Raw genomic sequence first — 12,251 nt, forward strand, 5'->3', positions numbered from 1 at the left:
AAACGAACGTCCGCAAGGTGCGGCAGTCTGATCAAGACTCGAGTGCAGGTAGCCGGACGCAAGCGCCAAGTCAATGAATTCTTGGGTTTTTTTGATGTGCGCAAAAAACGCCCGATCTGACTGAAGGCCTTGTAAACCGTGGCTCTCAGCGGTGAAAACCGGCTCTGTTCACAAGGTTATCCACAATTTGTGTGGATAACCTTCTCTGTCCCATGGAACTGGAGTGCCGAATGAAACCACCCTTCAATTTCGCCCGTTTTCTGCCCATGGCCGCGCGCTTGCTGGGGCGTGGGCGTTTGCCGACGCTGTTGTTCGCCGTGGCGGCCAAGGGCGCAAGCCAGGGCAACCGCCTCGGTAAGCTCAAGGATGACCTCAAGTTGCTCCAGGCCCTGTGCCTGGCCTACTGGCGGGGCGAGTACCGCGCGATCAGCCCGAAGGCGCTGGTGTCGGTCGTCGCAGGACTGATGTATTTCCTCAGTCCGATCGATGCGATACCGGACTTTATTCCCATGTTCGGCATGCTCGACGACATCGCCGTGCTGGCCTGGGTCATGAAGAGCCTGAGCGCCGAACTGAGCGCCTTTCGCGCCTGGCGTGAGGCGCAGCGTCCGGAAAAGCTCGCCGTGGTTGAGCGCCTGCCTGCGACGCCCGCGCTGCTGGCCCAGGAAAACCGGCAAAAAACCCCATGATACGGCGATCCCCCTGCGACCTTTGTGGCTGTTAGGATTACACTCCTTAGGAAAGCGCTTAAGGAAAGTGCTTACTTAGTAAGTGTTGTTATCCTACGGGGCTGTCATGGATATTCAGATAATTTCACGGGATGGCGAACCCGAATATGCGGTGTTGCCATGGGATCAGTACCAGGCGCTGCTAAAAGCCGCCGGTCAGCAGCAACCCGCACCAGCACCTTCTTCTACTGCCCACGCCGCGCCAGCCCAGGACCTGCACCCGCTTGCAGACCTGCGCGGCTTGCGCGAAGCCAAGGGCCTGGCTATTGAAGCCCTGGCCCGTACCGTGGGGATCAGCCCCTCGTACCTCGGATTGATCGAAAGTGGTGAACGCCAGCCGGATGCCGCGATCCGCCGCAGTCTGGCCTGGGAATTGGGCGTGGCAGGTTGGAGGGATGAATCTTGAGCCTACGTATCAGCCGTCAACACTGGGATGGGTTACTCCACGAACTGGACCAGGCGCGCCGCCAGCGCCACTTGCTGACTTACCGTGCGCTGCTGGAGCGCCTGCAATTTCCCACGCCGGCGATGCAGACCCTCACCGCCGCCCTGGAACATCTGGCGGCGCTGGATGCCAAGGCCGAGCAGCCATTGCGCAGTTCCCTGGTGATCAGCCAGGGTGCCAGCCGCCTGCCGCGTACCGGTTTTTTTGAATGCGTGGAGCGCCTGGGGCGTTTTTGCGGGCCTTCCGATGGCGTGGCCGCCGCGTCCTGGCACGCTTCGGAGGTGGTGCGCGTGTTCGAATACGAGTACCCGGAATCCGCCGAGGCTTAAACCGGCAGGGGCAGCATGTCCAGGCTGTCGATCACGTGGATGCTGTAACCGGCGATGTCCTTGGCATGGTGTTTAGCCTGGGACGCCAGCTCCGCCAACTGGCTGGCATCGAGTTGTCCACAGGCCTGTGGATACAAATGCACCACGCCGATGGACAGCGACAACAGAGCATATTCCTGGCGCACACCCTGGCGGTTCAAGGCGACAAAGCAGCCGGCGTCCAGATGTTCTGCGCGATAGAAGCGTCGGCATTGGGTGTGGAAATCGTCCAGCAGTTGATTGAGCCGTTTGCGCCAATCCTGCGGCCCGAGCACCAGCAAAAAGTCATCGCCGCCGATATGCCCGACAAAGTCGCGGCTGGGGTCGACCCGGTCATTCAGGCATTGCGCCAGGCACAGCAGCACTTCATCGCCACGCCCGTAGCCATAGATGTCATTGAACGGCTTGAAGCTGTCGATATCCACGTAGCAAATCACCGACTCGCGTTGCTGCTGCAACAGTCGCGTCAGGCACTGCTGGATCGGCACGTTGCCCGGTAGCAGGGTCAACGGGTTGGCGTAGCGCGCCTGCTGGATCTTCAGCTCGGTGATCAGCTTGAGCACATCGATCACCCGGCCCAGGCCGAGGTAGTCGCCGTTCAGCGTGATGATGAAGTCTTCCTCGATGCGTTGGCGGGCGCGGCTGGTCAGCAGCCGGCTGACCTGTTGCAGGGACTGGCTCAACTCCACCGCGAGAAAATCATCGCTCATCAGGCGGCTGATCGGCTTGCGCGCGAACAGGTCGGTGGCGAACGGTTTGAGCAGGGCGTCGGACAACGAATGGCGATGCACAATCCCGACCGGCCGGTCGCGCCCATCCAGCACCGCCAGGGAGTTGAGGTTGGCCTGGCGGCGGAAGGACTCCAGCACCTGGGCGGTGGCGGTGTCCTGATTCACTGCCGGCTGCTCGTTGAGCAGGGCGCTGAGGTCACTGCCTTCTTCGCTGAGGGCAATGTTGGCGTTATCGGGTTTGGGTAGCATCAGGCGCGCTTCCTGCGGCGGGTGTTCTTGGGGACGACAGAGCAAATAACCCTGGACCAGGTCGACCCCCATCTCGGTCAGCACCGCCAGCTCTTCCGGCAGCTCGATGCCTTCGGCAATCACCTGGGCGCGCGACGCCCGGGCGATCTGCAGGATAGAACCGACAAATTCGCGCTTGAGCGCGTCCTGGTGGATGCCGTCGATAAAGTGCCGATCGATCTTCACGTAATCCGGACGCAGTTCCGACCACAAGCGCAAGCTGGAATACCCTGCGCCCAAGTCGTCGAGTGCGATGGCGAAACCCATGTCGCGGTAGTGATGCAGGGCGGTTTGCAGCAGGTCGAAATCGTCGGTGGGCGACTGCTCGGTGAGTTCGATCACCACTTGGCTGGGGGGGATGCCGAAGTCCCGCAGCAGTTGCAGGGTGCGGCCCGGTTGGTGCGCGGTTTCCATCAGGGATTCCGGCGAGATATTGAGAAACAGCTTGCCCGGCAACTTCTGCTCGCTGAAGCGTCGGCATGCGCTTTCGCGGCAGGCTATTTCCAGTTCGCTGAGGCGCCCGGCATGGCCGGCCACGGCAAACAGGGCGACCGGGGAGTGCAGCGGGCTGTTGGACGGGCCACGGCTGAGGGCTTCGTAGCCGAGGATACGCCGCTCGGACAGACAGATGATCGGTTGGAACAGGCTGTGCAAACTGCCTTGAGCCAGGATAGAGCCCAATGCATTCAGCTGTTCGGTCATGGTCATGGCGATCTCGATCGAAAAAAAAGGACCGCAGGCGGTGAGCCGACGGTCCTTTATTTCACGACAGAATGATGTCTATATGATGACACTCTGCGGAGCGATCACATTAAATAGCCATCATTTACTGCTTGGCCACCTGTTTGGTCACTTTCAGGTAGTCCAGCAGAATCCGGCCTGTCTCGGCCAGGTAGGCGTCGTCTTCCGGCTTGGTTTTATCCGCCTCGGCCGGCAGCGCGTCTTCATCTTCTTTCTTCAGTTCCTTGAGTGGGTCTTCGCCCTTGGCCTTGCGGCGGACGTTTTCCAGCACCAGTTGCTGATTCTCGATGTCGGCGTGCTGCTTGCGACGATCCACTTCATTGAGGCTGACGGATTTTTCTTCCATCAGCTTCTTGGCCAGGGCCAGCTTGTCGCGGATGAACACGAACTCGGCATCCTTGGCGGAGCGGGTGTCGTGGTCAGCCTTCAACTGCGCCAGGAATGGCTTGAACGGGTCCGACGCGGGCTTGATCGCAGGACGGATGGTGTCCCACGGCATGGCCTCGGGCAGGGCGCTCTCGCCGATTTCCTTGGTGTCGATGATCGACGGGAAGTCGATGTCCGGCAGCACGCCCTGATGCTGGGTGCTCTGCCCGGAAACCCGGTAGAACTTGGCCAGGGTCAGTTTCAGCTCGCCATGGTTCAGCGGCTGGATGGTCTGCACGGTGCCTTTGCCGAAGGTCTGGCCGCCGATGATCAAGGCGCGGTGATAGTCCTGCATGGCGCCGGCGAAAATCTCCGAGGCCGAGGCCGACAGGCGGTTGACCAGCAACGCCATCGGGCCTTTGTAGAAGGCGCCCGGGTTCTCGTCTTCGAGCACGTCGACACGGCCGTCAGCGTTGCGCACCAACACGGTCGGACCCTTGTCGATAAACAGGCTGGTCAGCTCGGTGGCTTCCTGCAGGGAGCCGCCGCCGTTGTTGCGCAGGTCGATGACCACGCCGTCGACTTTTTCTTTCTGCAGCTCGGTCAGGATCTTCTTAACGTCGCGCGTGGTGCTCTTGTAGTCCGGATCGCCGGCCCGGAAGGCCTTGAAGTCCAGGTAGAAGGCCGGGATTTCAATTACGCCCAGCTTGTAGTCCTTGCCATCCTGCTTGAGGTTGAGGACTTTTTTCTGCACGGCCTGGTCTTCGAGCTTCACCGCTTCACGGGTGATGGACACGATCTTGCTGGTCTGGTCGTTCGGCGCATTGGTGTGCGGAATCACTTCCAGGCGCACCACGCTGCCTTTCGGCCCACGGATCAGCTTGACCACTTCGTCCAGGCGCCAGCCGACCACATCGACCATCTCTTTGTCGGCCTGGGCCACGCCGATGATCTTGTCGGCAGGGGCGACCTGCTTGGTCTTGTCTGCCGGACCGGCCGGTACCAGACGCACGATTTTCACCTGGTCATTGTCGCTTTGCAGGACGGCACCGATGCCTTCCAGCGACAGACTCATGTTGATATCGAAATTTTCCGCGTTATCCGGCGACAGATAATTGGTGTGCGGATCGTAGGACATCGCGAAGGTGTTGATGTAGGCCTGGAAGATATCTTCGGCACGGGTCTGGTCCAGACGTGCCAGCTGATTCTTGTAGCGCTTGGTCAACAGCTCTTGAATGGCCTTTGGCTCTTTGCCGGCGATCTTCAGGCGCAGCACTTCGTCCTTGACGCGTTTGCGCCACAGGTCATCCAGGGCGGCGGTGCTGGTCAGCCAAGGGGCGTCCTTGCGATCCACCAGAAGGCTTTCCTTCTCGGTGAAGTCGAACTTGTCGATGCCTTTGTCCAATTCACCCAGGGCGAAGTCCAGACGCGCTTTGACGCGGTCCAGGTAACGCTTGTAGATGGTGAACCCGGGCTGCAGGTCGCCGCTCTTGAGGAAGTCGTCGAACTGGGTCTTCCACTTGTCGAACTCAGCGATGTCGCTGGCCAGGAAGTAGCTGCGCGACGGGTCCAGCAGCTTGAGGTAGCTGTCATAGATGATCACCGAGCGAGCGTCGTCCAGCGGCGGCTTGCTGTAGTGATGACGCTTGAGCAACTCGACGACGTTAAGGCTGGCAATCACCTCATCGCGATCAGGCTGAAGATTGTCCCAGCTGTTGGCTGCGAACGTATTGGTCGACATCGACGACAAGCCGAGACCAATGAAAAGAGCTAGGGCGGTGCTTGGGAACAAATGCTTCATGCTGATTCGACGCGGGGGCAATTGATAACGCATATTAGGCCGTCTTTGAAGTCGCCGGTTCCATTTGGGCCGGTCGCATAATGCAAAAAGCCCGGCGATACAGCTACGGGCTCAGTCCAGACTCACTATGGAGGCACTGTGAAAGCATTGCAAGGCGTTGAAGGTCATGTGGAGTGGTTGGAAGAGCCAAGTCCTACATGCGATGTAGGTCAGGTTCGCATTCGGGTGGCGGCTGCGGGCCTCAATCGTGCCGATTTATTGCAGCGTGCGGGGCTGTATCCGCCGCCGCCGGGCGTCAGCAAGGTGTTGGGCCTGGAGTGTTCCGGGGTGATCAGCGAGGTCGGCGCGGGTTCGTCCTGGCAGGTCGGCGACCGCGTCTGCGCGCTGCTGGCCGGCGGCGGCATGGCCGAGGAAGTGGTGGTGGACGCCCGTCACGTGCTGCCGGTGCCGGAAGGCCTGTCGTTGATCGAAGCGGCGGCATTGCCCGAGGTGTATAGCACCGCGTGGTTGAACCTGTTCCAACTGGCGGGCGTCAAGCCCGGCGAGAAGGTGTTGCTGCATGCCGGCGCCAGTGGCGTGGGTTCGGCGGCGATCCAGTTGTGCAAGGCATTCGGCAGCCCGTGCTGGGTCAGTGTCGGCTCGGCGGATCGGTTGGCCTACTGTGAAGCCCTCGGCGCCCAGGGCGGCGTGGTCCGCACGGACGGTATCGAAGGGCTGCGGGATTTCGGGCCGTTCGACGTCATCCTCGACCCGGTCGGCGCCAGCTACGCGGCGCTGGACCTCAAGTTGCTGGCCCTGGACGGTCGTTGGGTGCTGATCGGCCTGATGGGCGGGCGCGAGGCGCAACTGGACCTGGCGCAGGTGCTGGGCAAGCGAGTGCAACTGCTGGGCTCGACCCTGCGCAGCCGTGACGATCAGTTCAAGGCCGACCTGTTCAGTGACCTGAGCCAGCATGTCTGGCCGTTGTTTGCCGAAGGCCGCTTGAGCCCGCAACTGGCCAAGACCTTCCCGATCAACGATGCCGAGGCGGCGTTTGCTGAGCTGGCGACCAACCAGATTTCCGGCAAGTTGGTGTTGGTGATCGACGACAGCCTGACCTGACCCCGAATTGGAATGTGGTCAATGTGGGAGGGGGCTTGCCCCCGATGACGGTGTGTCAGTGAAGAATATTTCATCTGATACACCGTCATCGGGGGCAAGCCCCCTCCCACATTTGGATTTTGGTCGAGTCAGGCCCAGCGGTGGACCGGCCAGCCGGCTTTTTCGGCGTGCTCGCGCAATACCGGGTCGGGGTTCACCACCTGCGGGTTATCCACCTTCAGCAGCAGCGGCAGATCATTGCGCGAATCCGAATAGAAGTACGCGCCTTCCAGGGTTTCTCCTTCCTGCTCCAGCCATTCGAGCAAACGGGTGATCTTGCCTTCGCGGTAGGTCAGGACGCCGACAGTACGGCCGCTGTACACGCCGTGGCTGACATCCAGCTCGATCCCCAACACTTCGTCGATGCCGATACGCGCCGCAATCGGCGTGACCAGGTGGGTGCCCGACGCGGAAATCACCAGCACCCGGTCGCCGTTCGCGCGGTGGCGGGCGATGGTGCGGGTGGCGTCGCTGTAGATCAGCGGTTCGATCACGTCCTCGACCCAGGGCTGCACCAAGTGCTCGATCTCCTCCGGCGTGCGGCCGATCATCGGCTCCAGGCTGAAGTCCATGAACTCTTCCATGGCCAGCTTGCCCTGGCTGTAGGCGTCCATCAGTTCGTTGTTCTTGCGCATGAACGACTCGGGGTCGACCCAGGCCAGGCGGCCCATCTGCTCGCTCCACAGGGTGGCGCAGTCGCCGTGGATCAGGGTGTCGTCCAAATCAAAAATTACCAATGCCATCCGTCACACTCTCTTAAAAAATCACTGCTGCTCAGGCTACTTCACACAGTGCGCTCGGGTCGATGGAAAGTGCCAGGCGCTGGCCGTCGGGGTGCAGATCGTCCGCCGAGCGGTTGAGCACGTCCACCACCAATTCCACGCCGCGCGCTTCGATACGGTAGCGAATCACGTTGCCCAGCAGGCTGTGGCTGCGCACCAGGGCGTCGAGTTCGCCGCTGCGGCTCAGTTCGATGGCTTCCGGGCGAATCGCGATGCGCCCGCTGATCGGCCGTTGCAGCAGTTGGCTGGCCTTGTCCGCGTCGAGCAGGTTGTAGTTGCCGATAAACCCGGCGGCAAACACATCCACCGGCGCGGTGTAGAGGGTTTCGGCATCGCCGCTTTGCACGATCTTGCCCTGGTTCATCAGGAAGATCCGGTCGGACATGGTCAGCGCTTCTTCCTGGTCATGGGTCACGAAAATCGTGGTCAGGCCCAACTCGCGCTGGATCTGGCGGATCTGCTCGCGCAGGTGCTTGCGGATGCGCGCATCCAGCGCCGACAGCGGTTCATCCAGCAGCAACAGGCGCGGGCGGGTCACCAGGGAGCGGGCGAGGGCCACGCGCTGGCACTGGCCGCCGGACATCTGGTGCGGGTAGCGCCCGGCCAGCTCCTTGAGCTCCACCAGTTGCAGCACGTCCTGCACGCGTTTGTGGCTGTCGTCGGCGTTGACCTTTTGCATGCGCAGGCCGAAGGCGACGTTTTGTTCCACGGTCATGTTGGGGAACAGCGCATAGCTCTGGAACACCATGCCGATCTGCCGTTTCTGCGGGCTCAAGGGCACGATGTCGTGGCCGTCGAGGAGGATCTGGCCACTGTCGACCGAGGTCAGGCCGGCGATGCAGCGCAGCAAGGTGGACTTGCCGCAGCCGGACGGGCCGAGCAGGGTGACGAATTCGCCCTTGGCGATCTCGCAGTTGATGTCACTGAACACCGGGGTGCCGGCGTAGCCTTTTTGCAGGTGTTGGACGCTGACGAAGCTCATTGGCTTTTGTCCTTGTTCAAGATGTTGGCGGCCCAGGTCAGCACCAGCACAAAGAAGAAATAGGAAATGACCACGGCACTGGTGAAGTGGCCGCTGCTGTTGCGCATGTTGTTCAGGTACACCTGCAGGGTTTCGTAGCGCGTGCCCACGAGGATATTGGCGAACACGAACTCACCGAACAGGAACGAAAACGACAGCAGCAACGCCACCATCAGGCCCTTGCGCAGGTTGGGCAGCACCACCAGGATCGCTGCCTGCCAGGTGCTGGCGCCGAGCAGTTGCGCGGCGTCCATCAGGTCGCGCAGGTTGATGGCTTGCAGGTTGTTGGTGATCGCGCGGTACATGAACGGCAGCGCCACGGTGAAGTAGCAGCCGATCAGAATCCACGGCGTCCCCACCATCGCCAGCGGCCCGGAGCCATAGAGTTGCAGCAGGCCCACCGACGACACCACCGGCGGCACCGCGAACGGCAGCAGGATCAGGATGTTCATCAACGCGTCGAGCCTGGGGAAGTGGTAATGCACCACGAACAGCAGCGGCAGGATCAGCACCACCGACAAAATCAACGCGCCCACGCACACCAGCAGGGACTGGCCGAAAGCCATCAGAAAGCGCGGGTCGCTCCACAGTTGCACGTACCACTTCACGGTAAAGCCGGCCGGCAAGATCGTCGCCGACCAGCTGCTGGCAATGGAGTAGACAAAGGTGCCGATCAGCGGCAGCACCAGGATCGCGAACAACAGGTACACCACCACCCGGTGGTAGAGAGAGGCCGGGCCGGCTTCAGCGCGAGACATGGTAGCTCCTCTTGAGCAGCAATTGATGGACCACGGTGACCACGGTCATCAGCGCCACCAGCACCACGGCCAGGGCGCTGGCCATGTTCGGGTCCAGGGAGATGTCGCCGGACACCATCGCCGCGATCCGGATCGGCAATACGTTGAAATTGCCGGTGGTCAGCGCGTAGACCGTGGCGTAGGCGCCGAGGGCGTTGGCCAGCAGGATCACGAAGGTGCCGAGCAGCGCGGGGGTCAGCACCGGCAGGCCGATGTGGCGCCAGAACTGCCAGCCGTTGGCACCCAGCAGGGCGGCGGACTCGCGCCAGTCTTCGCGCAACGCATCGAAGGCCGGGTAGAGCAGCAGCACGCCCAGCGGGATCTGGAAGTAGGTGTAGAGAATGATCAGGCCGGTCTTGGAGTACAGGTTGAAGTCCTGAATGATCCCGGCCTGCTTGAGCATGATGGTGATGCTGCCGTTGAAACCGAGCAGGATGATGAAGGCAAAGGCCAGGGGCACGCCGGCGAAGTTGCTGGTCATGTTGGCGAAGGCGGTGACGAAGTTGCGCAGCGGCGAGTCCACGCGGCGCAACGAGTAGCTGCCGAGCACCGAAATGATGATGCCGAACACGCTGGAGTAGAAGCTGATCTCCAGGCTGTACTGGATCGCCTGCAGGTAGAACTTCGAACTGAAGATTTTGCTGAAGTTGGCCAGGCCCCAGCCGAACTCTTCCGATTGCAGGCTGTTGATCATCACCCACGCCAGCGGGGCAATTTCAAACACGATGAAGAACAGCGCGAAGGGCATCAGGCAGAGGATCGCCAGCCATTTGCTGCGGGTCATGGCGCTCACTTCAACAGCTCCCGGCAGACAGGTTTGTCGTGGGGCACGCCCAGCAACGCGCAGACGGTGCCGCACAGCTCGGTTTGCCTGGGCGTGGCGTCGGGATCGAAGGTGAAGGCCGAGCCGATCACGAACAGCGGCACTTCGCGTTCTTCCGGCAGCAGGCCGTTGTGGGAGCGGTCGTTGTTCATGCCGTGGTCGGCGGTCACCAGCACCTGATAGCCGGCGTCGAGCCAGCCTTGCAGGTAGTCGGCCAGGAGGATGTCGGCCGAGCGTGCGCTGTTGCGGTATTGCGCGCTGTCGAGGCCGTGCTTGTGGCCGGCGTCGTCGATGTTCATCGGGTGGACGACCAGCAGGTTCGGCGCGTGTCTGCAGCGCAGGCTTTCGGCGTCGGCGAACAGGTGCGAATCCGGGTAGTGGTCCTGCCAGTAGAAGTGCCCGTGCTGGATCGCCAGGGTCTTGTCGTCGGTATGCCGGTCACGGGCGGCGATAAAGGGCGTGCGGTTATACAACTCGCTGACCCAGTGATAGGCCGCCGCGGCGGTGGTGAGACCGGCGTCGCGGGCGTAATGGAACAGGCTGCGCTGGTTGGACAGGCGCGACACATGGTTGTGGGTGATGCCGCTGTCGATCGGCGGCACGCCAGTGAAGATGCATTCGTAGAGCGGCCGGGAGAGTGACGGCAGTTCACATTCGAGTTTGTAGAGGGCTGCGCGTCCTGCGCCGACGTAGGCTTGCAGATGCCCCATGGCATGACGGGCAACCTCGAAGTTCAGGCCGTCGAGCACCACAAGGATGACGTTGTGCTTCATAGGGGGAGACGCTCCGCAACAGATGGGTTTGGATCGGGTTTGCGGTTGGGACCGGAACAAATGTGGGAGCAGGCAAGCCTGCTCCCACACTGACCGCATCTACAGCTCAGGCATTACTGCATATTGATGATGACTTCTTCCTGCCACTTCTGCGGCAGTGCCTTGGAGCTCTTCTCCCAGGCGTCGGCATCCTTGATCGGGGTGACGTGCTTGTATTGCTCGTTCGGCAGCAGCTTGTCCTGCACTTCCTTCGGCAACGTCAGGTGTTCGGCGCGAATCGGCCGCGCATTGCCCTTGGCCAGGTTGATCTGGCCGGCGTCGCTGAAGATGTATTCGCGGGCCAGTTTGGCGGCGTTCGGGTGCTTGGCGTATTTATTGATGATGGTGGTGTAGCCGGAAATCACCGAACCGTCCGATGGGATCAGCACCACGTAGTCATCCGGGTTGGCCATCTTGGCTCTGTAGCTCAAACCGTTGAAATCCCAGACTACGCCGACTTCCACTTCGCCCTTTTCCATGGTGGCGATGGTCGGGTTGGCGAGGGACAGGCGACCTTGCTTGGCGATGTCGGCGAACATCAGCAGGGCCGGCTGCAGGTTTTTCTCGTCGCCCTTGTTGGCGATGGCGGCGGCCAGCACACCGTTGGCGGCTTGGGCGGCGGTGCTCACGTCACCGATGGAGACCTTGTATTTGCCGCTCTTCAAGTCAGCCCAGCTGGTTGGTACGTCCGAGCCGTGCAGCAGCTTTTTGTTGACGATAAAGGCGATGGTGCCGGTGTAGGCCAGCGCCCAGTTGCCGTCTTTATCTTTCGCCCAATCCGGGACCTGGGCCCAGGTGCTTGGTTTGTAAGGCTGGACCACGCCCTGTTTCACCGCGATCGGGCCGAAGGCCGCGCCGACGTCGCCGATATCGGCACTGGCGTTGTCTTTCTCGGCGGCGAACTTGGCGATTTCCTGGGCCGAGCTCATGTCGGTGTCGATGTGCTTGAGGCCGTAGGTCTTGGCCAGGTCATCCCAGGTGCCTTTCCAGTTGGCCCAGTCATCGGGCATGCCGACGCTGTTGACGGCGCCTTCCGCTTTTGCGGCGGCTTCGAGCGTTTTTAGATCGGTATCAGCGGCCATGGCGGCGGTGCACATGGCAATGGTCGAGCCTAACAGTGATGCCAGGAAAAGCTGTTTCATCCGAAGCTCCTTTGGGCGTTTTCAACGCGGCGTTTTATATGAACGTTAGCGGTGGTGTTGGTCTAGGTCAGCAATACCTGAGCCAATCTAGGCGGGATGGATGACAGTTTCATGTCGATGTCGTTTTTGAAGCGCCGATGTCGCTCGGCGCAGGTTTAGCGTAGACCATGCCCAAGCGCCCGCAGGCCTTGGACTTGGCCGACGGATTGCAAGGTTTGTCACGAGGCTCGACCGGGGTTGTCATCTGTCGGTCATCTGCAATGCCT

The 12,251-nt window shown here is 61.3% G+C and carries 12 protein-coding genes; 4 read left to right on the forward strand and 8 right to left on the reverse strand.

Annotated features, from left to right (window positions below):
• Window positions 1-230: 230 nt before the first annotated feature.
• From LQ249_RS10775 to LQ249_RS10785, 3 genes are all read left to right on the forward strand, one after another.
• Window positions 231-689 carry a YkvA family protein gene (locus LQ249_RS10775; protein WP_017846883.1) on the forward strand — a complete coding sequence of 153 codons (459 nt, stop codon included), beginning with the start codon at window positions 231-233 and terminating at the stop codon, window positions 687-689.
• Between the two features lie 106 nt (window positions 690-795).
• Window positions 796-1,134, forward strand: coding sequence for a helix-turn-helix domain-containing protein (locus tag LQ249_RS10780; protein WP_046385332.1), 339 nt, complete (start codon window positions 796-798; stop codon window positions 1,132-1,134).
• Window positions 1,131-1,502, forward strand: a complete 372-nt coding sequence (locus tag LQ249_RS10785; protein ID WP_017846885.1) for a hypothetical protein — start codon at window positions 1,131-1,133, stop codon at window positions 1,500-1,502. The genes LQ249_RS10780 and LQ249_RS10785 overlap by 4 nt, the downstream gene beginning before the upstream one ends.
• Here LQ249_RS10785 and LQ249_RS10790 read toward each other — a convergent pair.
• Both LQ249_RS10790 and LQ249_RS10795 read right to left on the reverse strand, forming a co-directional pair.
• Complete coding sequence (locus LQ249_RS10790; protein ID WP_057005839.1) at window positions 1,499-3,268, reverse strand: bifunctional diguanylate cyclase/phosphodiesterase; 1,770 nt, start codon at window positions 3,266-3,268, stop codon at window positions 1,499-1,501. The two genes, LQ249_RS10785 and LQ249_RS10790, sit on opposite strands and share 4 nt — an antisense overlap.
• A 118-nt stretch (window positions 3,269-3,386) precedes the next feature.
• Complete coding sequence (locus tag LQ249_RS10795; protein ID WP_169850794.1) at window positions 3,387-5,468, reverse strand: carboxy terminal-processing peptidase; 2,082 nt, start codon at window positions 5,466-5,468, stop codon at window positions 3,387-3,389.
• Between the two features lie 138 nt (window positions 5,469-5,606).
• On the opposite strand from LQ249_RS10795, the gene LQ249_RS10800 reads away from it, so the two are divergent.
• The gene (locus LQ249_RS10800) at window positions 5,607-6,569 is read left to right on the forward strand and encodes a zinc-binding dehydrogenase (protein ID WP_026140008.1); all 963 of its coding nucleotides are present in this window, start codon (window positions 5,607-5,609) and stop codon (window positions 6,567-6,569) included.
• Between the two features lie 128 nt (window positions 6,570-6,697).
• Here the strand turns inward: LQ249_RS10800 and LQ249_RS10805 are convergent, their stop codons facing one another.
• The 6 genes from LQ249_RS10805 to LQ249_RS10830 form a co-directional block, all read right to left on the reverse strand.
• Window positions 6,698-7,351 carry an HAD family hydrolase gene (locus LQ249_RS10805; RefSeq protein WP_232566446.1) on the reverse strand — a complete coding sequence of 218 codons (654 nt, stop codon included), beginning with the start codon at window positions 7,349-7,351 and terminating at the stop codon, window positions 6,698-6,700.
• 31 nt (window positions 7,352-7,382) lie between these two features.
• A complete protein-coding gene (locus tag LQ249_RS10810; RefSeq protein WP_057005837.1) occupies window positions 7,383-8,372 on the reverse strand; it encodes an ABC transporter ATP-binding protein in 990 nt (329 codons plus the stop codon).
• Window positions 8,369-9,169 (reverse strand): ABC transporter permease, encoded by an 801-nt coding sequence (locus LQ249_RS10815; RefSeq protein ID WP_017846891.1) that lies wholly within the window; start codon window positions 9,167-9,169, stop codon window positions 8,369-8,371. Before LQ249_RS10815 ends, LQ249_RS10810 begins: the two co-directional genes overlap by 4 nt.
• On the reverse strand, window positions 9,156-9,992 hold the full coding sequence (locus LQ249_RS10820; protein ID WP_164887057.1) for an ABC transporter permease: 837 nt from the start codon (window positions 9,990-9,992) through the stop codon (window positions 9,156-9,158). The genes LQ249_RS10815 and LQ249_RS10820 overlap by 14 nt, the downstream gene beginning before the upstream one ends.
• Window positions 9,993-9,997: 5 nt before the next feature.
• Window positions 9,998-10,804, reverse strand: a complete 807-nt coding sequence (locus LQ249_RS10825; protein WP_057005836.1) for an alkaline phosphatase family protein — start codon at window positions 10,802-10,804, stop codon at window positions 9,998-10,000.
• Window positions 10,805-10,917: 113 nt separating this feature from the next.
• Entirely contained in the window at window positions 10,918-11,985 is a 1,068-nt protein-coding gene (locus tag LQ249_RS10830) for an ABC transporter substrate-binding protein (RefSeq protein ID WP_046491055.1), read from the reverse strand.
• Window positions 11,986-12,251 lie beyond the last annotated feature (266 nt).

It is taken from the genome of Pseudomonas sp. 7-41 (genome assembly GCF_021233075.1).
Classification (GTDB): domain Bacteria; phylum Pseudomonadota; class Gammaproteobacteria; order Pseudomonadales; family Pseudomonadaceae; genus Aquipseudomonas; species Aquipseudomonas veronii.

Excerpts from the sequence above, each read along its gene's own strand:
- LQ249_RS10805 (WP_232566446.1), bottom strand. The coding sequence starts at position 7,351 with ATGGCATTGGTAATTTTTGATTTGGACGACACCCTGATCCACGGCGAC.
- LQ249_RS10815 (WP_017846891.1), bottom strand. The coding sequence starts at position 9,169 with ATGTCTCGCGCTGAAGCCGGCCCGGCCTCTCTCTACCACCGGGTGGTG.
- LQ249_RS10795 (WP_169850794.1), bottom strand. The coding sequence starts at position 5,468 with ATGAAGCATTTGTTCCCAAGCACCGCCCTAGCTCTTTTCATTGGTCTC.
- LQ249_RS10780 (WP_046385332.1), top strand. The coding sequence starts at position 796 with ATGGATATTCAGATAATTTCACGGGATGGCGAACCCGAATATGCGGTG.
- LQ249_RS10820 (WP_164887057.1), bottom strand. The coding sequence starts at position 9,992 with ATGACCCGCAGCAAATGGCTGGCGATCCTCTGCCTGATGCCCTTCGCG.
- LQ249_RS10825 (WP_057005836.1), bottom strand. The coding sequence starts at position 10,804 with ATGAAGCACAACGTCATCCTTGTGGTGCTCGACGGCCTGAACTTCGAG.
- LQ249_RS10790 (WP_057005839.1), bottom strand. The coding sequence starts at position 3,268 with ATGACCATGACCGAACAGCTGAATGCATTGGGCTCTATCCTGGCTCAA.
- LQ249_RS10810 (WP_057005837.1), bottom strand. The coding sequence starts at position 8,372 with ATGAGCTTCGTCAGCGTCCAACACCTGCAAAAAGGCTACGCCGGCACC.
- LQ249_RS10830 (WP_046491055.1), bottom strand. The coding sequence starts at position 11,985 with ATGAAACAGCTTTTCCTGGCATCACTGTTAGGCTCGACCATTGCCATG.
- LQ249_RS10775 (WP_017846883.1), top strand. The coding sequence starts at position 231 with ATGAAACCACCCTTCAATTTCGCCCGTTTTCTGCCCATGGCCGCGCGC.